The organism is Streptomyces sp. NPDC059852, from assembly GCF_042731455.1.
GTDB lineage: Bacteria > Actinomycetota > Actinomycetes > Streptomycetales > Streptomycetaceae > Streptomyces.
This window is the reverse complement of record NZ_JBHWJK010000030.1, coordinates 16847-42041: the sequence shown is the minus strand read 5'-3', so window position 1 is coordinate 42041 and position 25195 is coordinate 16847. Positions and strand designations below refer to the sequence as shown.

Genomic DNA, 25195 nt, shown 5'->3' with positions numbered 1-25195 from the left:
CCGGGGGGTACACCGCCAATCAGGCGGGAGCCCCGGGAGTGACCGGTGCCACAGCCGACGTCAGGCCGTGGGTGCCGCGGCGACCGGCTCGGCGTCGGCCGGCTCCGAGGCGCCCGCCGCCCGTTCGCGGGCCTCGCGCCGGGCCAGGATGAACCAGCCCAGTGGGACGCCGGCCGCGAACAGCCACCACTGCAGGGCGTACGCGTAGTTCAGCGCGGCGTTCTCGTCGCCGGGCGGGCCGATCGGCTCGGGGCGGTCGCCCTTCGGCGCGGGGGCCGTCTGCACGATGTAACCGCCGAGCACCGGGGCGGCCAGGCGCCGGGCCTCCTGCCCGCTGCTGATCAGCATGACCTGGCGGTCGGGCAGGCCCTTGAGGTCCTTGATGCCGCTGGCCTCGGTCGTCTCGTCGGGCATCAGACGGCCCGAGACGGTGATCCGGCCGCTCGGCGGCGCGGGGATCTTCGGGAAGGCCGTCTGGCTGGGGCCGTCGGCCGGGATCCAGCCGCGGTTGACCAGCAGTACCCGGCCGTCGGTCAGCACGAACGGGGTGAGGACGTGGAAACCGACCTTGTCGTCGGAGTTGACGCGGCGCCGGACGACGACCTCGTGCTCGGGGTCGAAGCGGCCCTCGGCGGTCACGGTGCGGTAGCGCTGCCCGGTGGTCACGGAGTGCCCCGGAGAGGTCAGCCGCTCCACCGGCACCGGCTTCGCGTCGAGGGCGGCGGCGACCAGGTCGTTGCGGGCGGCGCGCTCCTCGTAGCGGTGCATCTGCCAGAAGCCCAGCCGGATCATCGTGGGGATGAGGAGCAGGGCGATCAGCGTGAGGATCACCCACTGCCGGGACAACAGGAAGCGGTACACCCCACGACCGTACAACTCGGTCGAGGGGTGCGTTCACGCGGGTACCGGGTCACACCTTGTCGACGATGCCCGCCTTTCCCTCCGCGCGGGCGCAGTGGGCACCGCAGTACCAGTTGCCGTCGGCCTCCACTCCCTGCCCGATGATCTGCACACGACAGTGCTCGCAGATGGGTGCCATGCGGTGGATCGCACAGGAGAAGCAGTCGAAGACGTGCACCGCGCCCTGCGCGTGCACCTCGAAGGTCATGCCGTAGTCGTTTCCGCACACTTCACATGTCGCCATGCGCCACAGGGTGGGCCCCCGCCGCGGCGGGGGCGAGAGGGCTCCGGGCGAGTCGCGCGTCAATCACCCGTCCGTACGGTCACCCCTCCGTGGCCGGTTCCACATCCTCCAGGAGCTGACCGAACGCCGCCTCGTCCACCACCGGCGTCCCGTACTGCCGGGCCTTGAGCACCTTCGAGGTGCCCGAGTCCGGGTCGTTCGTGACGAGCAGGCTGGTCAGCCGGGACAGACTCGTCGACACATGGAGCCCGGCCTCGACCGCCCGGTCCTCCAGCAGATCGCGCTCGGTCGACGTGTCCCCGGAGAAGGCGACCCGCATCCCCTGCTTCAGCCGCCCGCCCTCCTCGTAGCGCCCCGGGTTCGGGTAGGGGCAGGCGGGCCGCTTGCGGGACGGGCGCCAGCTCGTCGGGCGGTAGCCGCCGGCCCCGCCCGGCTGCCGGCCGATCCGGGGCACCGCCGTGTCCCGCCACTCCGTCAGCGGAAGGCACTCCTGCAGCGGCAGCCGTACGCTGCCCGCCGCCGCGGCCCGCAGGCTCGGCCGGAACGCCTCCGCCAGCACCCGCGCGTCGTCCAGCGCGTGGTGCGCCCGGCGCTGGACGACGCCGAAGTGCGCGGCCAGCGTCGCCAGCTTGTGGTTGGGCAGGGGCAGGCCCAGCTCCTTGGACAGCGCGATGGTGCACAGCCGCTGCCGCACGGGCGCCTGCCGCTCGGCGCGCGCGTACTCCCGGGCGATCATCTGCCAGTCGAAGACGGCGTTGTGCGCCACGAGCACGCGGCCGTCGAGCCGGGCCGCGAACTCCTCGGCTATGTCCGCGAAGAGAGGGGCGCCCTCCAGGGCCTCGCTCGTCAGACCGTGGATCCAGACGGGCCCCGGGTCCCGCTCCGGATTGACCAGCGTGTACCAGTGGTCCTCGACCTCGCCCAGCGCGTCCAGCCGGTAGACGGCGGCGGAGATGATCCGGTCGTCCCGGGCGAGGCCGGTGGTCTCCACGTCAACGACCGCGTATCCCTGCGGATACGCGGCCGGCCACGCAGCCGGGGAGGACGCTGTGGTCGTCGGGTCTTCGAGCATGGTCACTGAGGATACGGCCCGGGACTGACAGCCCCGGCCCTCAGGTCCCCTGCCCCGCCCGCCTGTTCGGGCCCGGCGAACAGACGGGCGCAACCGGGCGGCGGACGCGCGGTGTTGGCCCGCGCCGGCGATCCGCGGGCCGGCCCGGGAGCGTCGGTACGTCCCCGATGTCCCCGGCGGTGCGATCCTCCCCATATGACCGAACCGAAGCGCGACCAGGCCCACCGGGGCACCCTGGGGGAGCGGTTGAACTGGCTGCGCGCGGCCGTCCTCGGCGCCAACGACGGCATCGTGTCGACGGCCGGCCTCGTCGTCGGCGTGGCCGGCGCGACCGACACCCGTCCGGCCCTGCTCACGGCGGGCCTGGCCGGACTGCTCGCCGGATCGATGTCGATGGCGGCGGGGGAGTACGTGTCGGTCTCCACCCAGCGCGACTCCGAGCGGGCCGCACTCGCCCAGGAGCGACGCGAGCTGACGGAGCGTCCGCAGGAGGAACTGGAGGCGCTGGCGGACCTCCTGCGGCGCCGGGGGCTGTCGCGCGAGGTGGCCCGCGAGGCGGCGGTCCAGCTGACGGAACGGGACGCCCTGCGGGCCCACGCGCGCGTGGCGCTCGGCATCGACCCCGACGCGCTGACCAACCCCTGGCACGCGGCCTGGGCCAGCTTCCTGGCGTTCACGGCCGGCGCTCTGCTGCCCCTGCTGGCGATGGTGCTGCCCCCGGCCGACACCCGCCTGTCCGTCACCGTCGTCTCCGTCCTGGCCGCCCTGGCCCTGACCGGATGGAGCAGCGCCCGCCTCGGCGCCGCCGCCCCCGCCCGGGCCGTCCTGCGCAACATGGCGGGCGGCGCCCTGGCCATGGGCGTCACCTACGCGGCGGGCAGCGCGCTGGACGTCGCCGGGGTGTAGGCGAGGCGGGCCCGGGGCCCACGCCCACGCCCCGAAGCGCGCCGACCGGTGACCGGGACGTACGGTGAGACGCGCGCCCGACCACCCCCGGGCGCCGCCCGCCCCGGGCACCCGCACACCCCACGAGAAGGACCCTCGTCATGCGAGCCACCACGATCCACGCCCCCTTCGACATGCGGGTCGAGGACGTGCCCGACGCGGCCGTCCAGCGACCCACGGACGCCGTGGTCCGGGTGCTGCGCGCCTGCATCTGCGGCAGCGACCTGTGGGCCTACCGGGGCGAGTCGGCCCGCAAGCCGGGACAGCGCATCGGCCACGAGTTCCTCGGGCTCGTCGAGGAGACCGGCTCCGAGGTGAGCGGACTGCGGCGCGGCGACCTCGTCGTCGCCCCCTTCATGTGGTCCGACGGCGTCTGCGACTACTGCCGCGAGGGCCTGACCACCTCCTGCGAGCACGGCGGCTTCTGGGGCTCCGTCGGCTCCGACGGCGGCCAGGGCGAGGCCGTCCGGGTGCCGTTCGCCGACGCCACCCTCGTCCGGCTGCCCGGCGACGCGGCCTCCGACGACCACCTGCTCTCGGCGCTGCTGACCCTCTCCGACGTCCTCGGCACCGGCCACCACGCCGCCCTCGGCGCGGGTGCCCGGCCCGGCGCCACGGTCGCCGTCGTCGGCGACGGCGCGGTCGGGCTGTGCGCGGTGCTCGCCGCCCGCCGGCTCGGCGCCGAACGGATCATCGCCCTCGGCAGGCACCCGGACCGCACCGCCATCGCCCGCCGCTTCGGCGCCACCGACGTCGTCGCCGAGCGCGGCGACGCGGCGGTCGAGGCCGTCCGCGAACTCACCCGCGGCCAGGGCGCGCACGCCGTCGTCGAGGCCGTCGGCACCGAGCAGTCCATGCGGACGGCGGTCGGCGTCACCCGCGACGGCGGCGCCATCGGGTTCGTCGGCGTGCCGCACGGCAGCGGCACCGGACTCGACCTCGGTGTCATGTTCGACGGCAACATCGCGCTGCGCGGCGGTGTCGCCCCGGTGCGCACCTACATCCCGGAGCTGCTGCCCGACGTCCTGGACGGCACGATCGACCCGTCGCCCGTCTTCGACCTGACCGTCGGCCTGGACGGCGTCCCGGACGGATACCGGGCGATGGACGAGCGCACCGCCCTCAAGGTCATGGTCACGCCCTGACGCCTCACCAGCGGATCGGCACCGGCAGCGCCGTCAGCAGCCCCGACAGCGCGACCACCCCGGCCAGCGCGACGACCTCGGCACGCGCGGGCGTGCACGCCGTCAGCGGATCGGCGGCGCGGCGCAACCGGATCCGGGCCCACAGCGCCAGCCCGGCGACGACGACCATCAGGATCACCTTCGCCAGCAGGGCCCGCCCGTACGCCGTCGCCGTGAGCTGGGTCAGGATCGTCTCCGCCGGCATCCGGCGCAGCGCACTGCACACCCCGGTGGCCGTCAGGGCGACGAGCAGCGCGGCCGCCACGCGCGCGTACAGCCCGAGCAGGGCCGCGCCCGCCTCCCCGGCACCCCGGCCGCGCAGGGCCCGCAGGACGTACAGCAGTCCGCCCACCCACAGCGAGGCGCAGGTCAGATGGACCAGGGTCAGCGCGGAGCCGAGCAACGGGTCGTACTCGGTGGTGGGATGGGCGCGCAGCGCCTCGGCGACGACCAGCGCGCCCAGCGGCCACACCTGGGTGCCGGGGCGCCGCGACAGCGCGCAGAGCCCGGCCACCACGAACGCGTTGACCTCCAGCAGTGCGAGCTTGCCGTCGCGCGTGGCGTAGAGCCCGCCCACGTCGAGGTCGGCGGGGCTGTGCGGCACCAGGTTGCCCGTGGAGACGACCGAGGCCAGCCCCAGGGCCGCGACGAAACCCACGGCGGCGGCGTGGGGCGCCCACGTACGCGGCAGCGCCGGTGGAACCCCCGGCACCGACCGCGCCAGCCGTCGTACGAACAGCTCGCCCAGCGGGACGCACAGCGCCGCGAACAGCACCGTGCGCAGCAGGCCGATCCCGGCCGTGCCGGGCGCTGCCGCCTCCCCGGTGCCGCGCAGCGCGGCGGACGGCCCGAGCAGCGGGACGCACGCGGCCGCGGCGACCAGGACCAGGACGGCGACGGCCCGGCCCACGCCGGGGCGGGGCCCGCTCCCCTCGGGTATGTCGGTCGAGGATCTCGTCAACGTCACCTCAAGATCTTCACAAACCATCGCAGAGGCGCACAAGCGCCGGAAAAGAACTGACGGAAGACCATTCCGCCGGTGTCCCGGGGGTTCAGAGCCACCTGGCCGGATCGGCGCCCCACACTCCCGGAGGCCGCGCCCAGTCGCGCGGGCCGCCCTCGAAGGAGACCGGCGGCAGGGCGTACCGCAGCCGGCCCGGCGGACCGTCCCGCTCGGCGAGCCAGGCGTCCGGGGCCTCGTACACCGCGTCCCCGGCCGGCCCTCGGGCGACCTCGTGGGTCAGCCAGTGTGCCGTACGCGCCAGCGACAGGCTCAGCCGGGAGCCGCGCCCGTCCTCGCTCCGGTCGGTCAGCGCCCGCAGCACGGCCGCCGCCAGCAGATAGCCCGTGCCGTGGTCGAGGGCCTGCGCGGGCAGGGCGCCCGGCCGCTCGGCCGACCCTTCCGTCACGGCGATCCCGGTGGCGGCCTGTACGAGGCTGTCGAACCCGCGCCGCCCGCCCCAGGGCCCGTACGCGCCCCACGCCGACAGCTCCGCAACGACCAGTCCGGGCCGGCGCTCGGTCAGCGCCCGCGCCGACAGCCCGAGCCGGTCCAGGGAGCCCGGCCGGTATCCGGTGACGACCACGTCCGCCGCCGCCAGCAGTTCCTCCAGGGCGCGCCGGTCCACCGCCGCGTCCAGCAGCGCCGAGCGCTTGCCGAAGCCCGTGTCGGTGTGCTGGTCGGCGAGTTCGGGCAGCCGTGGCGGGTCCACGCGCAGGACGTCGGCGCCGAGCAGGGCCAGCGTGCGGGTGGCGACCGGTCCCGCGATGACCCGCGTCAGGTCCAGGACCCGCACCCCGGCGGCGGGCAGCAGGGGAGTGCCGTCGAGCGGCGGCAGCGCACGCGCGCGTGCCGGGGCCGTCCGCTCCCGTCCGACCAGCGGGCGCCGTGCCACCTCCACCGCCTGTTCGTGCGCCGCCCACTCGGCGGGGGTGCGCAGCGCCACCGCGAGACCGCCGGCGGCGTACACGGCGTCCTCCACCTCGCGCGCGGGCCGCTCCGCGACGGCCGCGGCCACGGCGTCCGGGTCCTCCCGGGAGACGCCCAGCGCGGCCGGCAGAGCGGCCCGGTGGTGCGGATAGTTGGCGTGGGTGCGCACCCAGCCGTCGGCGGCCGGCCAGAACCGGGACAGCGGCGCGAACCAGACGGGGGCGCGCCCGTCGACCAGCAGGTGCCGTTCGCTGACGAACGCCGTGGCGATCGCCCCGTCGTCCAGCCGTACCGCGGGCACCCCGGCGAGCCCGGCCCGCCGGGCGCCCGCCTCCGCGGCGGCCAGGGCGCACGCGCCCACACAGGCGCGCGCCGCCTCCCGCACGGGAAGGCGCGCGGTGAGCGCGCCCTCCCGCACGACGGCCGACACGCGTTCCAGCAGGGCGGGGTCGCCGCCCACCGCCGACCAGGCGGATTCCAGTGCGGTCATGACCGCACTATGCGCCATACGGCTCAGTCGACGGCGTCCAGGGCGTCGACGATGCCCGCTCCGTAGAAGCCGTTGAGCCGCTTGCCGCCCTCGCACACCGCGTCCTGGGTGCCGTCGCCGTTCTGGTCGTACGACGCCGGGCAGCCCGGGTTGTCCGCCTGGGCCTTCAGCAGAGCCGTCAGCTGGGCCGGAGTGGCCTTCGGGTAGCGGGACTTCAGCAGCGCGGCGACGCCCGCGGTGTGCGGGGAGGCCATCGAGGTGCCCTGGAGGTAGCCGTAGCCGCCCTCCGGCAGCGTGGACAGGATGCGCCCGTTCTTCGACGGCGTGTCCGGGATCTGGTAGCGGCCGTCACCGCCGGGCGCGGCCACGTCGACGACCCGGTTGCCGTACGACGAGTAGTACGACTTGAGGTTCTGCACGCCGGTCGCGCTGACCGTCACGACGCCCGGCAGCTGCGTCGGGATGTCGAGGCACACCGACGGGTCGACGGTGCGCGGGCCCGGGGTGGTGTCGTTGGGGCTGGAGGTGTCCTCGATGGCGTCCGAGGCCAGGTCGTGGTTGCTGTTGCCCGCCGACGCGACGTGCAGGGTGCCCTTGCGCTGGGCGTACAGCTGGGCGCGGTCGACCGCGTCCACGATGGCCTTCTGGTCCGGGTCGGTCTTGCAGTTGTACATCCACGGGTCGACGTAGTAGCTGTTGTTCGTGATCTCCACGCCGTGGTCGGCGGCGAACACGAAGGCACAGACGACGTTCTCCGGGTAGAACAGCCCGTTGGCCGGGTCGCTCACCTTGATGCCGGCCACCTTGACGCCGGGCGCGACACCGGCGACGCCGACGCCGTTGCGGGCCGCGGCGATCTCACCGGCCACATGGGTGCCGTGGTAGTCCCCGCTCGTGTACGGCCGCCAGGCGCCCTCGCTGGTGTCCGCCTTGCCGCCGACGCAGTTGGCCGACTGGGAGGCGGAGAAGTTGGGGGCGAGGTCCGGGTGGGTGTCGTCGACGCCCGTGTCGATCACGGCGACGGTCACCTTGCGGCTGCCCGGGTTGATCAGCGCGGCCTTGTCGGCGCCGATCGCCCGCAGGTCCCACTGGTCCGCCTCCAGCGGCTCCGGGGCGCCCTCGTCGCTTCCCGTGGCCGTCTTGGCGGCGCCGGCGATCTTGGCGGCCTGCTGCTTCGTCAGGGGCTCCACGGGCCCCTCGTCGGTCGCGCCGGCGGTGGTCAGCGGCGCCGTACGGGTCGCTCCCGCGGACTGCACGCCGCGCACCGCCCGTATCGTGCGGGCGAATTCGGGGTTCGCCGAGTGGACGACGATGACACCGATCCGGTCGTAGGCGACGACCACGGTGCCGCCGGCCGCCCGGATCGCCTTCTTCACGGACTCGATCGTGCGGTGGTCCGTCCTGGTGTTGACGACGTACGCCAGGGAGGACGCGTCCGCGGCCTGCGCGGTGGGCTCCGCGAGCGGGGCCGCGGACGACGCCGTCGGCAGGAAGCCGAGCGTGGCGGTCAGCGAGAGGACCAGCGGGACGGCGAGGCCGAGACGGCGTCTGGACCGCAGATGAGTCATGGGATCTCCACATCATCCGGAACGGAACGGCCCGGGACGCGGGATGACGCCCGGGCAGGTACATGACGAGTGGTGCAGCCCGAAGCTATCCCCGAACTCCCTGGCCAGCAATCCGGACGCGGCTTCTTCGGAAAGAAGCAGCGGGAGTTGAACCGGTCCTCACGCGGCGCCGTGACCTTGGGCAGGAGGCGCGAGCCCGGTCGTGCCCTCTTTTGGATCACCCGCCGTGGCCCTACCATCGCCAGCCGGTCACGTGATCCATGTCACTGCGAAAGACAGAGCCGTCATGTCCGTACCCACCCCGTCCCCGACCCCCGAACCGCCCTCGAGCCCAGAACCGTCCCCGTCCACCGCCGCACCGGCGCCCGCAACGCGAGGAGACTCCGTGGCCACCGACGCACCGCCCCCCTCGAAAGAGACACACCGGCTCCCCACCACCGAGGAGTTCAGCGAGGTGCAGAAGAGCGCGGAGTTCGCCGAACTGCGCAGCTCCTACCGCTCCTTCGCCTTTCCGCTGACGGTCGCCTTCATCGTCTGGTACCTGCTGTACGTCCTGCTGTCCAACTACGCGGGCGGCTTCATGGGCACCAAGCTGGTCGGCAACATCAACGTCGCGTTCGTCTTCGGAATCGCCCAGTTCGTCACCACGTTCCTCATCGCCTGGTGGTACGCGCGGCACGCGAACGCCAAGCTCGACCCCAAGGCCGAGGCCATCAAGACACGTATGGAGGGCGGCGCATGAGCCCCGCGATGACCCTCGCGGCCAACGAGGCCAGCGAGCACCGGACGCTGATCATCACCCTGTTCGCGCTCTTCGTGGTCGCGACCCTCGTCATCACCGTCTGGGCCGGCCGCCAGACCAAGGACGCCGCCGACTTCTACGCCGGCGGCCGGTCCTTCAGCGCCTTCCAGAACGGCCTCGCCGTCTCCGGCGACTACATGTCCGCCGCGTCCTTCCTCGGCATCGCCGGCGCCATCGCGATCTTCGGCTACGACGGCTTCCTGTACTCCATCGGCTTCCTGGTGGCCTGGCTGGTCGCGCTGCTCCTGGTGGCCGAACCGCTGCGGAACTCCGGCCGCTACACGATGGGCGACGTCCTCGCGTACCGGATGCGCCAGCGGCCCGTCCGCACCGCCGCCGGCACCTCCACGATCGTCGTGTCGATCTTCTACCTGCTGGCGCAGATGGCCGGCGCCGGCGTCCTGGTCTCCCTGCTGCTCGGCATCACCTCCGACGCCGGCAAGATCCTCATCGTCGCCCTCGTCGGCGTCCTGATGATCGTCTACGTCTCCATCGGCGGCATGAAGGGCACGACCTGGGTCCAGATGGTCAAGGCCGTGCTGCTCATCGGCGGCACCATCCTGATCACCTTCCTGGTGCTGCTGAAGTTCGACTTCAACATCTCCGACCTGCTCGGCAAGGCCGCCGACAACAGCGGCAAGGGTGCCGCCTTCCTGGAGCCCGGCCTGCAGTACGGCGCCAACGGCACCTCCAAGCTGGACTTCATCTCCCTGGGCATCGCCCTGGTCCTCGGCACCGCCGGTCTGCCGCACATCCTGATCCGCTTCTACACGGTGCCCAACGCCAAGGCCGCCCGTAAGTCCGTGAACTGGGCCATCGGCATCATCGGCGTCTTCTACCTGATGACCATCGCCCTCGGCTTCGGCGCCGCCGCGCTGATCTCCCAGGACGAGATCATCGCGTCCAACCCGTCCGGCAACACCGCGGCCCCGCTGCTCGCGCTGCATCTGGGCGGCGTCGACTCGGCCTGGGGCGCCATCCTGCTCGCCACCATCTCGGCGGTCGCCTTCGCGACGATCCTCGCGGTGGTCGCCGGCCTCACCCTGGCGTCGTCCTCGTCGTTCGCGCACGACATCTACGCGAACGTCATCAAGAAGGGCACCGCAACGGAGAAGCAGGAGGTCAGGGCCGCACGCCTGGCCACCATCGGCATCGGCGCCGTCTCCATCCTCCTCGGCGCCCTCGCCCGCGACCTCAACGTCGCCGGCCTGGTCGCCCTGGCCTTCGCGGTCGCGGCCTCCGCCAACCTGCCGACGATCCTCTACAGCCTGTTCTGGAAGCGGTTCACCACCCAGGGCGCCCTGTGGTCGATCTACGGCGGCCTGATCGTCGCCGTCGGCCTGGTGCTCTTCTCACCGGTCGTCTCCGGCGACCCGAAGGCGATGTTCCCGGACGTCGACTTCGCCTGGTTCCCGCTGAAGAACCCGGGCATCATCTCCATCCCGTTCGGCTTCCTGATGGGCTGGCTCGGCACGATCCTCTCCAAGGAGGAACCGGACGCAGGCAAGTACGCGGAACTGGAAGTCCGCTCCCTGACGGGCACGGGCGCACACTGATCCCTGTTTCCTGTTCCCTTCCGGGCGGCCACGTCGCATGATGCGCGACGTGGCCGCCCGGCGTGCCGGGGACGAGTGGAAGGCAGGGAGGTTGTGAGTTCGGAGGAACAAGCCCTCGGGGCGGAGAGCTGGCGGGCCTTGGTCGCGGTCGAGCAAGAGGTCGCGCGGCGTCGCGCCGAGGTGAATCAGCTGCCCTCGCGCGTGGACCTGCTGGCAGAGGCGCTCACCAGCAGCTCGGCGTGGGATCGGTCTGTCGCTCTGGATTTCCTGCGCGTCTTCCCGGACGATGTCCCCGCGCTGCTCCATCTGCTCACCGACCTCTCGTTGTCGGCGGCGTGGACTCAGCCCGCACGAGAGGCGATTCGGGCGGCCAGGAGTGAGATCGACCCCTCACATTTCACGCGCGTGGCGCTGGAGTGCCTCTCCGGCGCCGATGCCGAAGACCAGGTGACACTGGCCGACGTGCTCGCCGAGGTCGGGGCGGGGGAGGCTCTGGCTGCCGTGATCGGCGAAGCCGCCCGGAGCGGCGATGTGGACGAGAAGGGCGAGGGTTCATCCGGATGAGTGTCAGTGGGGCTCAGGCGGCGGCCTTCTTCCGGGAGGTCGCCCGGACTCGTACCGTCTGGTGGGTCCGGGACGGCGACGGCAGTCCGACCCCGGCGTCGAGTTCCGGACGGCCCGCTTTCCCCTACTGGTCGTCGGAGGCCCGCGCCCAGCGTGCCGCCGAGCTGTGGGGGCCCGCGTTCCGGGCCGTCCCGATGCCGCTGGACCACTGGCGCAGCGCGGCCCTGCCGGATCTCGCCGAGGACGACCTCCGGGTGGGGATCAACTGGAGTGGGCCGCGCCTGACCGGATGGGACTTCACCGTCGCCGACGTGGTCAACCGGCTTGCGCACGCCCTCGCCGAGCCGCCGTACGACCTGTAAGGACCCGCCCTCCGGCCCCCGCTCGTACGTCCCTACCACCACCCCCGTCCCACGTCGTGGGATCGGACCCGTGTCACTGTCCGTGCGGTCACGTAGGCTCGCAGGTGACGGACGTACGTCGAGAACTGGTCATGACCAGGAGGGGGCCCACGTGCTCATCGACACCTACGGCCGGGTGGCCACCGACCTGAGGGTCTCGCTGACCGACCGCTGCAATCTGCGGTGCACGTACTGCATGCCCGAGGAGGGCCTGCAGTGGCTCGCCAAGCCCGATCTGCTCACCGACGACGAGATCGTGCGGCTCATCGACATCGCCGTCACCTCACTCGGCATCGAGGAGGTCCGCTTCACCGGCGGTGAGCCCCTCCTGCGCCCCGGACTCGTCGGCATCGTCGAGCGGGTCGCCGCCCTCGAGGCCCGCCCCCGGATGTCCCTCACGACGAACGGGATCGGCCTGAAGCGCACCGCCACCGCCCTGAAGGCCGCCGGCCTGGACCGGGTCAACGTCTCCCTGGACACCCTGCGCCCCGACGTCTTCAAGACCCTCACCCGCCGGGACCGCCACAAGGACGTCCTGGAGGGCCTGTACGCCGCCCGCGAGGCCGGACTGACCCCGGTCAAGGTCAACTCCGTGCTGATGCCGGGCCTGAACGACGACGAGGCCCCCGACCTGCTCGCCTGGGCCATCGAGCACGACTACGAGCTGCGTTTCATCGAGCAGATGCCCCTGGACGCCCAGCACGGCTGGAAGCGCGACGGCATGATCACCGCCGGGGACATCCTCACCTCCCTGCGCACCCGCTTCGAGCTGACCGAGGAGGGCGCGGAGAAGCGGGGCTCGGCCCCCGCCGAGCGGTGGATCGTGGACGGCGGACCGCATGTCGTCGGCGTGATCGCCTCCGTCACCCGCCCCTTCTGCTCGGCCTGCGACCGCACCCGCCTCACCGCCGACGGCCAGGTCCGCACCTGCCTCTTCGCCCGCGAGGAGACCGACCTGCGCGCGGCCCTGCGCTCCGGGGCGCCGGACGAGGAGATCGCCCGGATCTGGCGCCTGGCGATGTGGGGCAAGAAGGCGGGCGCGGGCCTCGACGACCCGTCGTTCGTACAGCCGGACCGGCCGATGTCCGCCATCGGGGGATAGGGCTCGAGGGCTCCTCGGGGACAGGGGCTCAGGCCTCCCGCGCCTCCCACTCCTCCAGCGGCACGACGTCCTTCAGGAACCCTCGCACCCCGAGGAACTGCGACAGATGCTCGCGATGCTCCTCGCACGCCAGCCACGTCTTGCGCCGCTCCGGCGTATGGATCTTCGGGTTGTTCCACGCCAGCACCCACACGGCGTCGGCACGGCAGCCCTTCGCGGAACAGACAGGGGTCTCGAGGGTCTCGTCACTCACGATTTCGTCTCACCGATTTGCGCACAAAAAGGCGACGCCGAGCAGCCACGGGGGGAGCTGCCCGGCGTCGGTCCGTCGCTCCGACGGGGGATGCGGAGCGCCTACGAAGTATGTCACGGGTAACCCGCCGCCCGGCACCTGAACAACACTATTGATCTGAGGTTTTACTGAGGTCGGCGCACCCCGGTCCGCCCCCGGTCTTCCGGAGTGCAACGCTCCGCGAGATCACGCCCGGTCGCGCGGTTCGCTTTGTCCGCCGGGTCCCGCGGCGCCCGCCACATCTTCCGGAGACGGTTCCGCGAAACCGTCGTTCGTCCGCGACGGATCGATCATGGGACGCGTCGGCATGGCCACGAAGGTCGACGGGAGCGACGGCGCGTTCTCCCGCCCCGCGTTGGCGATCACCACGGCGATGTACGGCAGGATCAGCCCGAGCACCAACGCCACGATGGCCACGTGCCGTTCGACGTTCCACAGCGAGGCCGCGAGGATCACGGACAGGGTGCGGATCGACATGGAGATGACATAGCGGCGCTGACGACCGCGCACGTCCTCCTGCAGCCCGGCCCGGGCTCCGGTGATCCGGAACACCTCGGCGTTGCCGCCCGCATGCAGCTTCCGCATCAGATTCCACCATCCGCCCGCATCGGACTCTCCCCCTGCTCTCACCCGTCCACCGCCGGTCGGAGGGCCGGACCGGGACAAGTCCCACCGTACGCCTCGCCTGCGCCGCCTACGAGACCGGGTCTCCCGGTGCCGGGACCGGACCGTCTGCGCCCTCCCCCGTACGGCGGTGCCCGGCATGCGGCGTACCCCGACCGGCCCCAAGACTGGCCGTACTGCTCAGTCCGAGCCGTACAAGGAGGCAGCCATGGGCTGGTTGTGGGCGATCATCGTGGGATTCGTGCTGGGCCTGCTGGCCAAGGCACTGATCCCGGGCAAGCAGCACAGCCCGCTCTGGCTGACCACGATCTTCGGCATCCTCGGCGCGATCGTCGGCAACTCCGTGGCCAGGGCCTTCGGCGTCGAGTCGACCCGCGGCATCGACTGGAGCAGGCACATCTTCCAGATCGTCGCCGCGGTGATCATCGTCTACGTCGGCGACATGCTCTACATGGCGACGCTGGGCAAACGCAAGAAGGAGCGGGCCTGAGACAGACGCGGTGAGGGGCCCTCGCGGAAGCGGGGGCCCCTCGGGCGTGTGCCCATGCGTCGCTCAGGCGCCGGTGACCTCGACCGCCGCCAGGTTCTTCTTGCCGCGCCGCAGCACCAGCCAGCGCCCGTGCAGCAGGTCCTCCTTCGCGGGGACGGCGTCCTCGCCGGCCACCTTCACGTTGTTCACGTAGGCGCCGCCCTCCTTCACGGTGCGCCGCGCGGCCGACTTGCTCGCCACCAGACCCACCTCGGCGAACAGGTCGACCACCGGGCCGAGCCGCTCGACCTGGATGTGCGGCACCTCGGAGAGCGCCGCAGCCAGCGTCCGGTCGTCCAGGTCCGCCAGCTCGCCCTGACCGAACAGCGCCTTCGACGCGGCGATCACCGCGGCCGTCTGGTCGGCGCCGTGCACCAGCGTCGTCAGCTCCTCGGCCAGCGCGCGCTGCGCCGCCCGGGCCTGCGGACGCTCCTCGGTCTGCCGCTCCAGCTCCTCCAGCTCCTCGCGGGACTTGAAGGACAGGATGCGCAGGTAGGTCGAGACGTCCCGGTCGTCCGCGTTCAGCCAGAACTGGTAGAACGCGTACGGCGTCGTCATCTCGGGGTCGAGCCAGATGGCGCCGCCCTCGGTCTTGCCGAACTTGGTGCCGTCCGCCTTGGTCATCAGCGGCGTCGCCAGCGCGTGGACCTGCGCGTGCGGCTCCAGCCGGTGGATCAGGTCGAGGCCCGCCGTGAGGTTGCCCCACTGGTCGCTGCCGCCCTGCTGGAGCGTGCAGCCGTACCGCCGGTACAGCTCCAGGAAGTCCATGCCCTGCAGCAGCTGGTAGCTGAACTCGGTGTAGCTGATGCCCTCCTCCGACTGCAGCCGGCGGGCGACCGAGTCCTTGGTGAGCATCTTGTTGACGCGGAAGTGCTTGCCGATGTCCCGCAGGAACTCGATGGCGGACAGACCGGCCGTCCAGTCCAGGTTGTTCACCATCGTCGCCGCGTTGTCCCCCTCGAAGGAGAGGAACGGCTCGATCTGGGCGCGCAGCCGGTTCACCCAGTTCGCGACGGTCTCCGGGTCGTTCAGCGTGCGCTCGGCCGTCGGGCGCGGGTCGCCGATCTGCCCGGTGGCGCCGCCGACCAGCGCCAGCGGGCGCAGGCCCGCCTGCTGGAGGCGGCGCATCGTGAGCACCTGGACCAGGTGGCCGACGTGCAGACTCGCCGCGGTCGGGTCGAAGCCGCAATAGAACGTGACGGGACCGTCCGCGAGCGCCTTGCGCAAGGCGTCCTCGTCGGTGGACAGGGCGATCACGCCGCGCCACTTCAGCTCGTCGACGATGTCCGTCACGGTTCTCGTGTCTCCTTGATGATCTCGGGCAGTCGAGTGACAGCCGCCTACGAGGTTATACGCCCTGGCTGACAGAGCTCATGTTGAAATCGGGGACGCGCAGCGCCGGCATGGCCGCCCTGGTGAACCAGTCGCTCCACTCCCTGGGCAGGGTCTTCTCGGTGCGGCCCGCCTCGGTGGCCCGGCCCAGCAGGTCCACCGGCGACTCGTTGAACCGGAAGTTGTTGACCTCGCCCGCCACCTCGCCGTTCTCGACCAGGTACACGCCGTCCCGGGTGAGGCCGGTCAGCAGCAGCGTCGCCGGGTCGACCTCGCGGATGTACCACAGGCAGGTCAGCAGCAGACCGCGCTCGGTGTGCGCGACCATCTCCTCCAGCGAGCGGTCCTCGCCGCCGTCGAGGATCAGGTTGTCGATGCCCGGCGCGACCGGCAGCCCGGTCAGCCCGGCGCTGTGCCGGCTGGTCGTGAGGTTCCGCAGCTCGCCACGGTGCATCCAGTCCGTCGCCGCCAGCGGCAGCCCGTTGTCGAACACGGACTGGTCGCCGCCCGAGGAGTGGGCGATCACGAAGGGCGCGGACTCCAGGCCCGGCTCGTTCGGGTCGCTGCGCAGGCTCAGCGGCAGCTCCGTCAGCCGCTCGCCCACGCGCGTACGGCCACCGGGCTGGGAGAAGACCGTACGGCCCTCCACCGCGTCCCGCCCCGACGCCGACCACAGCTGGTAGATGAGCAGGTCGGCCACGGCCGTCGGCGGCAGCAGCGTCTCGTAGCGGCCCGCCGGCAGGTCCAGGCGCCGCTCGGCCCAGCCCAGGCGCACCGCGAGCTCGGCGTCCATGGCGGTGGGGTCGACGTCCTTGAAGTCGCGGGTGGAGCGGCCCGCCCAGGCCGAGCGGGTGCGGTCCGGCGACTTGGCGTTCACCTCCAGCGTGCCGTTGGGCTGGTCGTGCCGCAGCCGCAGCCCGGTGGAGCTGCCCAGGTACGTCGACACGAGCTCGTGGTTGGCGAAGCCGTACAGCTCCCGGCCGCCCGCACGCGCGCGTGCGAACGCCTCGCCGAGCGCCGGGGCGAAGTCGGCGAACACGGTGGACGACGTCTCGGCCGGGGCGTCGGTGAAGTCGGGCGACGCCGGTACGTCCGTGACCAGCGGCTGAGCGTCCTCGGCGGGGCCCGCGGCGCGCGCGGCGGCCTCGGCGGCCCGGACCAGGGGCTCCAGCTCGTCCACGGTCACCGCGGCCCGGGAGACGACACCGGAGGCGGTGCCCTCCTTGCCGTCGACGGTCGCGACGACGGTGAGCGTGCGCCCGCGCGTGACGCCGTTCGTGGTGAGGGCGTTGCCGGCCCAGCGCAGGTTCGCCGTGGACTGCTCGTCGGCGATCACGACACAGCCGTCCGCCCGGGACAGCTCCAGGGCCCGCTCGACGATCTCGTGCGGCTTGTGGGTACGGGCGCTCATCGGCCGGCCTCCTGCGTGGTGTTCAGAATGTTGACGCCCTTGAAGAGGGCCGACGGGCAGCCGTGCGACACCGCCGCGACCTGCCCGGGCTGGGCCTTGCCGCAGTTGAAGGCGCCGCCGAGGACATAGGTCTGGGGGCCGCCGACGGCCGCCATGGAACCCCAGAAGTCCGTGGTGGTCGCCTGGTAGGCGACGTCCCGCAGCTGCCCGGTGATCCGGCCGTTCTCGATCCGGAAGAAGCGCTGCCCGGTGAACTGGAAGTTGTAGCGCTGCATGTCGATCGACCAGGACCGGTCGCCGACCACGTAGATCCCGCGGTCCACGCTGCCGATCAGGTCCTCCGTCGACATCCCCGCCGGATCGGGCTGGAGCGACACGTTGGCCATGCGCTGCACCGGCACCCGGCCGGGGGAGTCGGCAAACGCGCACCCGTTGGAGCGCTCGAACCCGGTGAGCTTGGCGATGCGCCGGTCCAGCTGGTAGCCGACCAGGGTGCCGTTCCTCACCAGGTCCCAGGACTGGCCCGCGACGCCCTCGTCGTCGTACCCGATGGTCGCGAGGCCGTGCTCGGCGGTGCGGTCACCGGTGACGTTCATCAGGTCGGAGCCGTACCGCAGCTTGCCCAGCTGGTCGAAGGTGGCGAAGGAGGTGCCGGCGTAGGCGGCCTCGTAGCCGAGGGCGCGGTCCAGCTCGGTGGCGTGCCCGATCGACTCGTGGATGGTCAGCCACAGGTTCGACGGGTCGACGACGAGGTCGTACGACCCGGCCTCCACGCTCGGCGCCCGCATCTTCTCGGCGAGCAGCTCGGGGATCTGCGCCAGCTCGGACTCCCAGTCCCAGCCGGTGCCGGTCAGGTACTCCCAGCCGCGTCCGACGGGCGGCGCGATCGTGCGCATGGAGTCGAACTCGCCGCTGGACTCGTCCACCGCGACGGCCGTCAGCTGCGGGTGCAGCCGTACGCGCTGCTGGGTGGTGACGGTCCCGGCGGTGTCGGCGTAGAACTTGTTCTCGTGGACGGTGAGCAGCGAGGCGTCCACGTGGTTGACGCCGTCGGCCGCGAGCAGCCGCGCGCTCCAGTCGGCGAGCAGCCCCGACTTCTCCTCGTCCGGCACGGTGAACGGGTCGATCTCGTACGACGACACCCAGGTCTTCTCGCTGTGCACCGGCTCGTCGGCGAGCTCCACCCGCTCGTCGGAGCCGGCCGCCTTGATCACCTGCGCGGAGAGCTTCGCCATCGCCACGGCCTGCGAGGCGACCTTGGCGGCGGCGTCCAGGCTGAGGTCGACACCGGACGCGAAGCCCCAGGTGCCGCCGTGCACCACCCGCACCGCGTACCCGAGGTCGGTGGTGTCGGACGACCCGGCGAGCCGGGCGTCCCGCAGCCGCCACGAGGCGCTGCGCACCCGCTCGAACCGGAAGTCCGCGTGCTCGGCGCCCAGCGCACGCGCGCGGGCCAGGGCCGCGTCGGCCAGCGCGCGGAGCGGAAGCGCTGTGAAGGCTTCGTCGATGGTATGGGGCACGGGGGTCTCCCTGCTGTCGTGACCTGTCGGCACCGATCATGTCGCGCGGGCGGTGCCCGGGACCACACGTTTGCGGCTGCGGCCGGCGACTTTCTGTAGAGACCCGACAGTGACTCACCCGAGCCACTGTCGGTGCCCGAATGTCGTCCGCCCAGGCACGACCGATAGGTTTTCGGAGAAGCCGCCTGTCATCCAGCTGTCCGGGCGGATGTGTCAGACCCCTATCGAAAGGGTGATCCGTTGAGCCGCTCGGTTCTCGTCACCGGAGGCAACCGGGGCATCGGCCTCGCCATCGCCCGCGCGTTCGCCGAAGCCGGCGACAAGGTCGCCATCACATACCGCTCGGGTGAGCCGCCGGCCGCCCTGGCGGAGCTCGGCTGCCTCGCCGTCAGGTGCGACATCACCGACACCGAGCAGGTGGAGCAGGCCTACAAGGAGATCGAGGACGCGCACGGGCCCGTCGAGGTGCTCGTCGCCAACGCCGGCATCACCAAGGACCAGCTCCTGATGCGCATGTCCGAGGAGGACTTCACCTCGGTCGTCGACACCAACCTCACGGGCACCTTCCGGGTCGTCAAGCGCGCCAACCGCGGCATGCTGCGCGCCAAGAAGGGCCGCGTCGTGCTGATCTCCTCGGTGGTCGGCCTCCTCGGCGGCCCCGGCCAGGCCAACTACGCCGCCTCCAAGGCCGGCCTGGTCGGCTTCGCGCGCTCCCTCGCCCGTGAGCTGGGCTCGCGCAACATCACCTTCAACGTCGTCGCGCCCGGCTTCGTCGACACCGACATGACCAAGGTGCTCACCGACGAGCAGCGCGCGAACATCGTGTCGCAGGTCCCGCTCGGCCGTTACGCGCAGCCGGAGGAGATCGCCGCGGCGGTGCGGTTCCTCGCTTCGGACGACGCCTCGTACATCACTGGAGCCGTCATTCCCGTTGACGGCGGACTGGGAATGGGTCACTGATCACCATGAGCGGAATTCTCGAGGGCAAGCGCGTCCTGATCACCGGTGTGCTGATGGAGTCCTCCATCGCCTTCCACGCCGCCAAGCTGGCCCAGGAGCAGGGCGCCGAGATCATCCTCACCGCGTTCCCGCGGCCCACGCTGACCGAGCGCATCGCCAGGAAGCTCCCCAAGCCCACCAAGGTCGTCGAGCTCGACGTCACCAACGACGAGCACCTGGGCCGGCTGGCCGACATCGTCGGCGAGGAGCTCGGCGGCCTGGACGGCGTCGTGCACTCCATCGGCTTCGCCCCGCAGGACGCGCTCGGCGGCAACTTCCTGAACACGCCGTTCGAGTCGGTCGCCACCGCCATGCACGTCTCGGCGTACTCCCTGAAGTCGCTGACCATGGCCTGCCTGCCGCTGATGCAGAACGGCGGCTCGGTGGTCGGCCTCACCTTCGACGCGCAGTACGCCTGGCCGCAGTACGACTGGATGGGCCCGGCCAAGGCCGCCCTGGAGGCCACGAGCCGCTACATGGCCCGTGACCTGGGCAAGCAGAACATCCGCTGCAACCTGATCTCGGCCGGCCCGATCGGCTCCATGGCCGCCAAGTCCATCCCCGGTTTCGGCGAGCTGGCCTCCGTGTGGGACACCCGCTCCCCGCTGGAGTGGGACCTGAAGGACCCGGAGCCGGCCGGCCGCGGCATCGTCGCGCTGCTGAGCGACTGGTTCCCGAAGACCACCGGCGAGATCATCCACGTGGACGGCGGTCTGCACGCCATCGGCGCCTGATCCTCCGGCACCCCCTGGACGCCCCGTTCCCCGCCGCGCGCGGGGGGCGGGGCGTCACCCGTTCGGCCCACCCGGCCGGGCGGGGGAGACCGGCCGGCGGGCACTCTGGAGTACGCGTTCACCACGCGAACCCCTCACCCGCAACGGCCGAGGAGGTCCCCTTGTGCGCTTGTCCCGCCGCTTGGCCTCAACGACCGTCGCCGTCGCTCTCGTGCTTCCCCTGTCGTACGAGGCGGCGGCCCACGCCCCCGCACACGCGCCGGCCGCCAAGGAGCCGTTCGGCGCAGAATGCCGCATACGGGTCACCGGTTCCGAGGTGACCGCGTCGTGCCACAACCCCTATCCGAGGACGGACCGCGTCCGTCTGCACGTGGAGTGCGCCCGCTGGTGGGACCTGGACGCCGACGGCCGTCCGGTGCCGGCCGAGCCCGCGCAGACCGTGCGTCTGTCCGGCCGCTGCTGGAAGGAGGTCGACTCGGCCTGGGTCAGTCACCACCGGGACCGCTGAGGCGCCCCGGCCGGCACAGGAACGGATAGCTCGCCGCCTCCGCCGCGGCCGCCTCGGCGTCGCCCGTGCGGATCGCGTCCACCAGCCGGGCGTGGTCCATGTGCGTCTCCGGGGTCAGCCGCGGGCCGACGTCCTCGCGCAGCCAGTCCCGCAGCACCTCGCCGAGGTCCGCGTACATCGCGCTCATCACGTCGTTGTGGGAGGCCGCCACGACCGCGAGGTGGAAGGTGGCGTCGGCCGTCACGAACGCCTCCGCGTCGCCCGACTCCCACGCCTCCTCGCGCCGTACCAGCAGCGCGTCCAGCTGCTTGAGGTCCTTCTCGGTGCGCCGCTCGGCGGCCAGCTTCGCGGCGGCCGACTCCAGCGTGGCGCGCAGCTCCGCGATGTGCCGGGGGTCGGCGCCGGCGAAGCGGCGGTGCATCACGCCGGCCAGCTCGCTGGTCGCCACCACATAGGTGCCGGAGCCCTGGCGGATGTCCAGCAGCCCGTTGTGCGCGAGCGCCCGGACCGCCTCACGGACGGTGTTGCGGGCGACGCCCAGCTGCTCGACGAGCTCCGGCTCGGTCGGGATACGGGAGCCGACCGGCCATTCGCCCGACGTGATCTGGTTGCGCAGGGCCGCGATGACCTGCTCGGACAGGGCCGAGCGGCGGGGGTGGCTCAGGGGCATGACACACCTTCGCACGACAGGGGCGGGGCCGGGGAGCCCGAGGGTGGACAACCAATCATCCCATGATTCTATGATGGCTCCCATGGCACGCGAGGAGAACCGGGCGACGACGTCCACACGGATACGCACCCCCGAGACCCCCACCCCGGCGCAGCCCGCCCCGCGCGCGTGGACGACGCGGCTGCTCATCGCCGGCATCGTCCTCACCGCGCTCAACCTGCGCCCCGCCATCACCAGCCTCGGCGCCCTCCTCGAAGAGGTCCGCGACGCGCTCGGCATGAGCGGCAGCGTCGCCGGGCTGCTGACCTCCGTGCCCCCGCTCTGCTTCGCCGTCTTCGGCGTCACCGCGCCCCGCCTGGCCCGCCGCTTCGGCCCCGGCGCCGTCGTCTGCGCGGGCATGGTCGCCATCACCGCCGGCCTGCTGATCCGGCCCTACGCCGGCGGCACCGCGGGCTTCCTGGCCGCCAGCGCCCTCACCCTCATGGGCATCGCCGTCAGCAACGTCCTGATGCCCGTCATCGTCAAGCGCTGGTTCCCCGACCGGGTCGGCTCCATGACCGGCCTGTACTCCATGGCCCTCGCCCTCGGCACCGCCTCCGCCGCCGCCGTCACCGTCCCCATGACCGAAGCGCTCGGCGGCAGTTGGCAGACCGGCCTCGCCGTCTGGGGAGGGCTCGGCGCGGCCGCCGTCCTGCCCTGGCTGCCCTTCGTACGGGACAGGGGCACCGCGCCCGCCCAGGACCCGCACGCGCGCGTGGACGCCCCCCGGCTGCGCGTCACCCGCAGCCGCACCGCCTGGGCCCTCGCCGTCTACTTCGGCCTCCAGGCCACCGGCGCCTACATCACCATGGGCTGGATGGCGCAGATCTTCCGGGACTCCGGCGTGCACGCCGGCACGGCCGGGCTGCTGCTCGCCGTCACCATGGTCATGGGCGTGCCCCTCGCCTTCGTCATCCCGCGCCTGGCCACCCGCCTGCCCCACCAGGGCCCCATCGTGCTCGTGCTGGGCGCCTGCGGCCTCGCCGGCTACGCCGGGCTGTACCTGGCGCCCGCCGGCGGCTCCTGGCTCTGGGCCCTGCTGCTCGGCATCTCGAACTGCTCGTTCCCGCTGGCCCTGACCATGGTCGGCATGCGGGCCAGGACCAGCGCGGGCGTGGCCCAGCTCTCCGGCTTCGCCCAGAGCACCGGCTATCTGATCTCCATCCCCGGGCCGCTCCTGGTGGGCGTCCTCTACCAGCACAGCGGCGGCTGGGGCCTGCCCATCGCGCTGATGGCGGGCCTCATGATCCCGCAGATGGCGGTGGGCGTCCTCGCCGGACGCGACCGTACGGTGGAGGACGAGGCGACGCGCTGAGCGCACCCCCACCGGGGCCGGGGGAGCCGGGGGTGCGAGACTGGCCGTATGCCCGTGCTCGACCCGAACCCCCAGAACGGCCAGAAGAAGCTGCTGCTGGTCCTCGGCGCGTTCCTCGCCATCTTCGTGATCATCGGAATCATCGCGACGATCGCCTCCCCCTGACCCGGCCGCCCCGCCGGACCCCACCCGCCCCCGCCGACCTCCGGGGGTGGGGCTAACCCCCCATCCCCTAGGGGGTGAGTGTCAGGGTCAACTGGGTGGATCACCGGATGGGTTGGCGGCCCCGTGCTCCGTACCTTCGAGAGGTGCCCGCCCGAAGGCGGCCACGGAGGACCGAGGACCCACGGAGGCAGCATGTCGGCCCCTACGCACACCCCGCCCCGACCGGCGGCCACGGGCCGTGCCGACATCCGGCTGCCCTGGTGGGCCCTGGCCCTGCCGACGCTCGCCTTCGTGACGCTGCTGCTGCTCATCCTGAACCCGTCCGAGGCGCAGGCCGCCCCGGCCGAGCCCGGCATCGGTCTCCTCCTCGAACGGGTCCAGCAGCTGGTCACGCGCTGAGCACCCCCGGAGGCGCCCCGTCAACTCCCTGCGCCCCGTGGCCTGTTTCATGCGAAGCTGGATCTCATGAGCGTCGCAGAACCCCGCAGGATTGTGATCTTCCGGCATGCGAAAGCCGACTGGCCCCAGGTGGCGGACCACGAGCGTCCCCTCGCCGAGCGGGGCCGCCTGGACGCGGCCGAGGCCGGGCGCAGGCTGGCGGACACCGCCATCCCGTTCGACCTGGCCCTGTGCTCCACCGCCGTCCGCACCCGTGAGACCTGGAAACTCGCCGTCCACGAGTTCCAGCACCGGCCGAAAACGGTCTACGAGGAGCGGATCTACGAGGCCTCGCCCGGCGAGCTGATCGCCGTGCTCAACGAGACCCCCGACGACGTGCGGGACCTCCTGCTGATCGGCCACAACCCCGGCGCCCAGGGCCTCACCGAGGTCCTCGCCGGCTCCGCCGAGGGCGACGCCCGCGACCGGATGACCCGCCGCGGCTTCCCGGCCGCCGCCTACGCGGTCCTCACCTTCACCGGCACCTGGAAGGCCCTGGAGCCCGGCGTGGCCACGCTGGTCGACTACTGGGCGCCCTCCGAGTGACCGACGCGCACGCGAAGGGCCCGGCGCCGTCCCGGCGCCGGGCCCTCGTGCGTGCGGGCCGGCCCGGGTCACGGGCGCGGTCGCGGGGCGTCACTCCCCGTCGAGGATGTCCGCCGCCTCGACCTCCTCGCGGGTGACGCCCAGCAGATACAGGACGGTGTCCAGGAACGGCACGTTCACCGCCGTGTGCGCCGCCTCGCGGACCACCGGCTTCGCGTTGAAGGCGACACCGAGCCCGGCCGCGTTCAGCATGTCCAGATCGTTGGCGCCGTCACCGATCGCCACCGTCTGTGCCAGCGGGACACCCGCCTCGGCCGCGAAACGGCGCAGCAGCCGGGCCTTGCCCGCGCGGTCCACGATCTCGCCCGTGACCCGGCCCGTGAGCCGGCCGTCGACGATCTCCAGCGTGTTCGCCTGGGCGAAGTCCAGCCCGAGGCGCTCCTTCAGGTCGTCGGTGACCTGCGTGAACCCGCCCGACACCACGCCCACTTGGTAGCCGAGCCGCTTCAGGGTCCGGATCAGCGTGCGCGCGCCGGGCGTGAGCCGCACCTCGCTGCGCACCTTGTCCACCACCGAGGCGTCCAGCCCCTCCAGCAGCGCCACGCGCGCGTGCAGCGACTGCTCGAAGTCCAGCTCCCCGCGCATGGCGGCCGCCGTGACCTCGGCGACCTTGTCCTCACAGCCGGCGTGCGCCGCGAACAGCTCGATGACCTCGTCCTGGATGAGCGTCGAGTCGACGTCCATGACGACCAGGCGCTGGGCACGGCGGTGCAGACCGGCCGCGACGACCGCGATGTCCACGCCCAGGGCCGCCGCGTCCGGCGCCAGAGCGGTGCGCAGCGGCTCGGTCCCGGCACCGGAGACGGCGAACTCCACCGCCGTCACCGGGTACTTGGCGAGCCGGAAGATACGGTCGATGTTGGCGCCGGACCCGGTGATCCGGGAGGCGATCGCCGCCGTCGCCTCCGCGGTGAGCGGGTGCCCGAGCACGGTCACCAGGGAGCGGCCGACACCGCGCGGACGGTTGTCGCCGAGGCCGGAGATGATCTCCGCCTGCATCTTCATCGACTCCGCCCAGCTGTGGACGGTCGCCCGCAGATCCCCCTCGAGCCCGGCCGGCGGCTCGGTCACGAGCGCGCACAGGGTGATCCGGCCACGGGTGACGACCTGCTCGATGTCGACCACGTCGACCGCGTAGGCCGCCAGCGTGTCGAAGAGTCCGGCCGTGATGCCCGGCCTGTCCTTCCCGAAGATCTTGACGAGAAGGGTGGGGAGGTCTGAGGTCTGCGAAGCGCTCATGGTGCCTCCACCGTAT

The 25195-nt window shown here is 72.3% G+C and carries 28 protein-coding genes; 15 read left to right on the top strand and 13 right to left on the bottom strand.

The window, feature by feature from the left end; translation table 11 throughout:
* Positions 1-60: 60 nt before the first annotated feature.
* From ACFV46_RS28970 to ACFV46_RS28960, 3 genes are all read right to left on the bottom strand, one after another.
* Positions 61-861, bottom strand: a complete 801-nt coding sequence (locus tag ACFV46_RS28970) for an SURF1 family protein (RefSeq protein WP_361931043.1) — start codon at positions 859-861, stop codon at positions 61-63.
* Between the two features lie 49 nt (positions 862-910).
* On the bottom strand, positions 911-1144 hold the full coding sequence (locus ACFV46_RS28965; RefSeq protein WP_385500425.1) for a hypothetical protein: 234 nt from the start codon (positions 1142-1144) through the stop codon (positions 911-913).
* Between the two features lie 79 nt (positions 1145-1223).
* Positions 1224-2216: a DEDDh family exonuclease gene (locus ACFV46_RS28960; RefSeq protein ID WP_385500424.1), complete on the bottom strand. Its 993-nt coding sequence runs from the start codon at positions 2214-2216 to the stop codon at positions 1224-1226.
* Between the two features lie 195 nt (positions 2217-2411).
* Between ACFV46_RS28960 and ACFV46_RS28955 the strand changes: the two genes are divergently transcribed.
* Together ACFV46_RS28955 and ACFV46_RS28950 are read left to right on the top strand one after the other, a co-directional pair.
* On the top strand, positions 2412-3122 hold the full coding sequence (locus ACFV46_RS28955; protein ID WP_361931037.1) for a VIT family protein: 711 nt from the start codon (positions 2412-2414) through the stop codon (positions 3120-3122).
* A 140-nt stretch (positions 3123-3262) separates the two neighbouring features.
* Entirely contained in the window at positions 3263-4306 is a 1044-nt protein-coding gene (locus ACFV46_RS28950) for a zinc-dependent alcohol dehydrogenase family protein (RefSeq protein ID WP_361931034.1), read from the top strand.
* Positions 4307-4310: 4 nt separating this feature from the next.
* Here the strand turns inward: ACFV46_RS28950 and ACFV46_RS28945 are convergent, their stop codons facing one another.
* The 3 genes from ACFV46_RS28945 to ACFV46_RS28935 all read right to left on the bottom strand — a co-directional run bounded on the left by ACFV46_RS28945 (position 4311) and on the right by ACFV46_RS28935 (position 8333).
* Positions 4311-5312, bottom strand: coding sequence for a CopD family protein (locus tag ACFV46_RS28945; RefSeq protein WP_376727900.1), 1002 nt, complete (start codon positions 5310-5312; stop codon positions 4311-4313).
* Positions 5313-5397: 85 nt separating this feature from the next.
* Positions 5398-6765 carry a CoA transferase gene (locus ACFV46_RS28940; RefSeq protein WP_385500423.1) on the bottom strand — a complete coding sequence of 456 codons (1368 nt, stop codon included), beginning with the start codon at positions 6763-6765 and terminating at the stop codon, positions 5398-5400.
* 23 nt (positions 6766-6788) lie between these two features.
* Positions 6789-8333: a S8 family serine peptidase gene (locus ACFV46_RS28935; protein ID WP_385500422.1), complete on the bottom strand. Its 1545-nt coding sequence runs from the start codon at positions 8331-8333 to the stop codon at positions 6789-6791.
* Positions 8334-8718: 385 nt separating this feature from the next.
* On the opposite strand from ACFV46_RS28935, the gene ACFV46_RS28930 reads away from it, so the two are divergent.
* The 5 genes from ACFV46_RS28930 (at position 8719) to moaA (ending at position 12758) form a co-directional block, all read left to right on the top strand.
* A complete protein-coding gene (locus ACFV46_RS28930; RefSeq protein ID WP_361931023.1) occupies positions 8719-9075 on the top strand; it encodes a DUF485 domain-containing protein in 357 nt (118 codons plus the stop codon).
* Positions 9072-10691, top strand: a complete 1620-nt coding sequence (locus ACFV46_RS28925) for a cation acetate symporter (RefSeq protein ID WP_361931020.1) — start codon at positions 9072-9074, stop codon at positions 10689-10691. Before ACFV46_RS28930 ends, ACFV46_RS28925 begins: the two co-directional genes overlap by 4 nt.
* Positions 10692-10784: 93 nt before the next feature.
* Positions 10785-11255 (top strand): hypothetical protein, encoded by a 471-nt coding sequence (locus tag ACFV46_RS28920; RefSeq protein ID WP_376727897.1) that lies wholly within the window; start codon positions 10785-10787, stop codon positions 11253-11255.
* On the top strand, positions 11252-11617 hold the full coding sequence (locus tag ACFV46_RS28915; RefSeq protein WP_385500421.1) for a DUF2750 domain-containing protein: 366 nt from the start codon (positions 11252-11254) through the stop codon (positions 11615-11617). Before ACFV46_RS28920 ends, ACFV46_RS28915 begins: the two co-directional genes overlap by 4 nt.
* A gap of 151 nt (positions 11618-11768) precedes the next feature.
* Positions 11769-12758 (top strand): GTP 3',8-cyclase MoaA, encoded by a 990-nt coding sequence (gene moaA / locus ACFV46_RS28910; RefSeq protein ID WP_361931017.1) that lies wholly within the window; start codon positions 11769-11771, stop codon positions 12756-12758.
* A gap of 28 nt (positions 12759-12786) precedes the next feature.
* Here the strand turns inward: moaA and ACFV46_RS28905 are convergent, their stop codons facing one another.
* On the bottom strand, positions 12787-13011 hold the full coding sequence (locus ACFV46_RS28905; RefSeq protein ID WP_361931014.1) for a hypothetical protein: 225 nt from the start codon (positions 13009-13011) through the stop codon (positions 12787-12789).
* Positions 13012-13236: 225 nt separating this feature from the next.
* Complete coding sequence (locus tag ACFV46_RS28900) at positions 13237-13635, bottom strand: DUF3099 domain-containing protein (RefSeq protein WP_361931011.1); 399 nt, start codon at positions 13633-13635, stop codon at positions 13237-13239.
* A gap of 247 nt (positions 13636-13882) precedes the next feature.
* On the opposite strand from ACFV46_RS28900, the gene ACFV46_RS28895 reads away from it, so the two are divergent.
* The gene (locus ACFV46_RS28895; RefSeq protein ID WP_361931008.1) at positions 13883-14164 is read left to right on the top strand and encodes a GlsB/YeaQ/YmgE family stress response membrane protein; all 282 of its coding nucleotides are present in this window, start codon (positions 13883-13885) and stop codon (positions 14162-14164) included.
* 63 nt (positions 14165-14227) lie between these two features.
* Here the strand turns inward: ACFV46_RS28895 and tyrS are convergent, their stop codons facing one another.
* Genes tyrS through ACFV46_RS28880 form a run of 3 tightly spaced genes read right to left on the bottom strand, consistent with a single transcriptional unit; the run spans position 14228 to position 18466 of the window.
* Positions 14228-15496 (bottom strand): tyrosine--tRNA ligase, encoded by a 1269-nt coding sequence (gene tyrS, locus ACFV46_RS28890; RefSeq protein ID WP_361931005.1) that lies wholly within the window; start codon positions 15494-15496, stop codon positions 14228-14230.
* 55 nt (positions 15497-15551) lie between these two features.
* Positions 15552-16946, bottom strand: coding sequence for a metallopeptidase TldD-related protein (locus tag ACFV46_RS28885; RefSeq protein ID WP_385500419.1), 1395 nt, complete (start codon positions 16944-16946; stop codon positions 15552-15554).
* The gene (locus tag ACFV46_RS28880; RefSeq protein WP_361930999.1) at positions 16943-18466 is read right to left on the bottom strand and encodes a TldD/PmbA family protein; all 1524 of its coding nucleotides are present in this window, start codon (positions 18464-18466) and stop codon (positions 16943-16945) included. Before ACFV46_RS28880 ends, ACFV46_RS28885 begins: the two co-directional genes overlap by 4 nt.
* A 240-nt stretch (positions 18467-18706) precedes the next feature.
* Here ACFV46_RS28880 and fabG point away from each other — a divergent pair, with 240 nt between their 5' ends.
* The 3 genes from fabG (at position 18707) to ACFV46_RS28865 (ending at position 20707) form a co-directional block, all read left to right on the top strand.
* The gene (gene fabG / locus ACFV46_RS28875) at positions 18707-19426 is read left to right on the top strand and encodes a 3-oxoacyl-[acyl-carrier-protein] reductase (RefSeq protein ID WP_361930997.1); all 720 of its coding nucleotides are present in this window, start codon (positions 18707-18709) and stop codon (positions 19424-19426) included.
* 5 nt (positions 19427-19431) lie between these two features.
* A complete protein-coding gene (gene fabI / locus ACFV46_RS28870; protein ID WP_361930994.1) occupies positions 19432-20199 on the top strand; it encodes an enoyl-ACP reductase FabI in 768 nt (255 codons plus the stop codon).
* Positions 20200-20362: 163 nt separating this feature from the next.
* Entirely contained in the window at positions 20363-20707 is a 345-nt protein-coding gene (locus ACFV46_RS28865) for a hypothetical protein (protein WP_361930991.1), read from the top strand.
* Here the strand turns inward: ACFV46_RS28865 and ACFV46_RS28860 are convergent.
* Positions 20685-21377 (bottom strand): FadR/GntR family transcriptional regulator, encoded by a 693-nt coding sequence (locus tag ACFV46_RS28860; protein WP_361930988.1) that lies wholly within the window; start codon positions 21375-21377, stop codon positions 20685-20687. The genes ACFV46_RS28865 and ACFV46_RS28860 overlap by 23 nt on opposite strands.
* 70 nt (positions 21378-21447) lie before the next feature.
* Between ACFV46_RS28860 and ACFV46_RS28855 the strand changes: the two genes are divergently transcribed.
* The 4 genes from ACFV46_RS28855 to ACFV46_RS28840 all read left to right on the top strand — a co-directional run bounded on the left by ACFV46_RS28855 (position 21448) and on the right by ACFV46_RS28840 (position 23880).
* On the top strand, positions 21448-22731 hold the full coding sequence (locus ACFV46_RS28855; RefSeq protein WP_385500417.1) for a CynX/NimT family MFS transporter: 1284 nt from the start codon (positions 21448-21450) through the stop codon (positions 22729-22731).
* A gap of 48 nt (positions 22732-22779) precedes the next feature.
* Positions 22780-22896: an SGM_5486 family transporter-associated protein gene (locus tag ACFV46_RS28850; protein ID WP_086872398.1), complete on the top strand. Its 117-nt coding sequence runs from the start codon at positions 22780-22782 to the stop codon at positions 22894-22896.
* A 192-nt stretch (positions 22897-23088) separates the two neighbouring features.
* A complete protein-coding gene (locus ACFV46_RS28845) occupies positions 23089-23295 on the top strand; it encodes a hypothetical protein (protein ID WP_151783334.1) in 207 nt (68 codons plus the stop codon).
* A 66-nt stretch (positions 23296-23361) separates the two neighbouring features.
* Positions 23362-23880: a histidine phosphatase family protein gene (locus ACFV46_RS28840; RefSeq protein WP_376727892.1), complete on the top strand. Its 519-nt coding sequence runs from the start codon at positions 23362-23364 to the stop codon at positions 23878-23880.
* A gap of 90 nt (positions 23881-23970) precedes the next feature.
* Here ACFV46_RS28840 and serB read toward each other — a convergent pair whose 3' ends face one another.
* On the bottom strand, positions 23971-25179 hold the full coding sequence (serB, locus tag ACFV46_RS28835) for a phosphoserine phosphatase SerB (RefSeq protein ID WP_151783332.1): 1209 nt from the start codon (positions 25177-25179) through the stop codon (positions 23971-23973).
* Positions 25180-25195: the final 16 nt, after the last annotated feature.

Excerpts from the sequence above, each read along its gene's own strand:
- ACFV46_RS28960 (WP_385500424.1), bottom strand. The coding sequence starts at position 2,216 with ATGCTCGAAGACCCGACGACCACAGCGTCCTCCCCGGCTGCGTGGCCG.
- ACFV46_RS28855 (WP_385500417.1), top strand. The coding sequence starts at position 21,448 with ATGATGGCTCCCATGGCACGCGAGGAGAACCGGGCGACGACGTCCACA.
- ACFV46_RS28925 (WP_361931020.1), top strand. The coding sequence starts at position 9,072 with ATGAGCCCCGCGATGACCCTCGCGGCCAACGAGGCCAGCGAGCACCGG.
- ACFV46_RS28845 (WP_151783334.1), top strand. The coding sequence starts at position 23,089 with ATGTCGGCCCCTACGCACACCCCGCCCCGACCGGCGGCCACGGGCCGT.
- ACFV46_RS28935 (WP_385500422.1), bottom strand. The coding sequence starts at position 8,333 with ATGACTCATCTGCGGTCCAGACGCCGTCTCGGCCTCGCCGTCCCGCTG.
- fabI (WP_361930994.1), top strand. The coding sequence starts at position 19,432 with ATGAGCGGAATTCTCGAGGGCAAGCGCGTCCTGATCACCGGTGTGCTG.
- ACFV46_RS28860 (WP_361930988.1), bottom strand. The coding sequence starts at position 21,377 with ATGCCCCTGAGCCACCCCCGCCGCTCGGCCCTGTCCGAGCAGGTCATC.
- ACFV46_RS28950 (WP_361931034.1), top strand. The coding sequence starts at position 3,263 with ATGCGAGCCACCACGATCCACGCCCCCTTCGACATGCGGGTCGAGGAC.
- ACFV46_RS28900 (WP_361931011.1), bottom strand. The coding sequence starts at position 13,635 with ATGCGGAAGCTGCATGCGGGCGGCAACGCCGAGGTGTTCCGGATCACC.
- ACFV46_RS28850 (WP_086872398.1), top strand. The coding sequence starts at position 22,780 with ATGCCCGTGCTCGACCCGAACCCCCAGAACGGCCAGAAGAAGCTGCTG.
- ACFV46_RS28915 (WP_385500421.1), top strand. The coding sequence starts at position 11,252 with ATGAGTGTCAGTGGGGCTCAGGCGGCGGCCTTCTTCCGGGAGGTCGCC.
- ACFV46_RS28965 (WP_385500425.1), bottom strand. The coding sequence starts at position 1,144 with ATGGCGACATGTGAAGTGTGCGGAAACGACTACGGCATGACCTTCGAG.
- serB (WP_151783332.1), bottom strand. The coding sequence starts at position 25,179 with ATGAGCGCTTCGCAGACCTCAGACCTCCCCACCCTTCTCGTCAAGATC.
- ACFV46_RS28885 (WP_385500419.1), bottom strand. The coding sequence starts at position 16,946 with ATGAGCGCCCGTACCCACAAGCCGCACGAGATCGTCGAGCGGGCCCTG.
- ACFV46_RS28940 (WP_385500423.1), bottom strand. The coding sequence starts at position 6,765 with ATGACCGCACTGGAATCCGCCTGGTCGGCGGTGGGCGGCGACCCCGCC.
- ACFV46_RS28895 (WP_361931008.1), top strand. The coding sequence starts at position 13,883 with ATGGGCTGGTTGTGGGCGATCATCGTGGGATTCGTGCTGGGCCTGCTG.
- ACFV46_RS28955 (WP_361931037.1), top strand. The coding sequence starts at position 2,412 with ATGACCGAACCGAAGCGCGACCAGGCCCACCGGGGCACCCTGGGGGAG.
- ACFV46_RS28840 (WP_376727892.1), top strand. The coding sequence starts at position 23,362 with ATGAGCGTCGCAGAACCCCGCAGGATTGTGATCTTCCGGCATGCGAAA.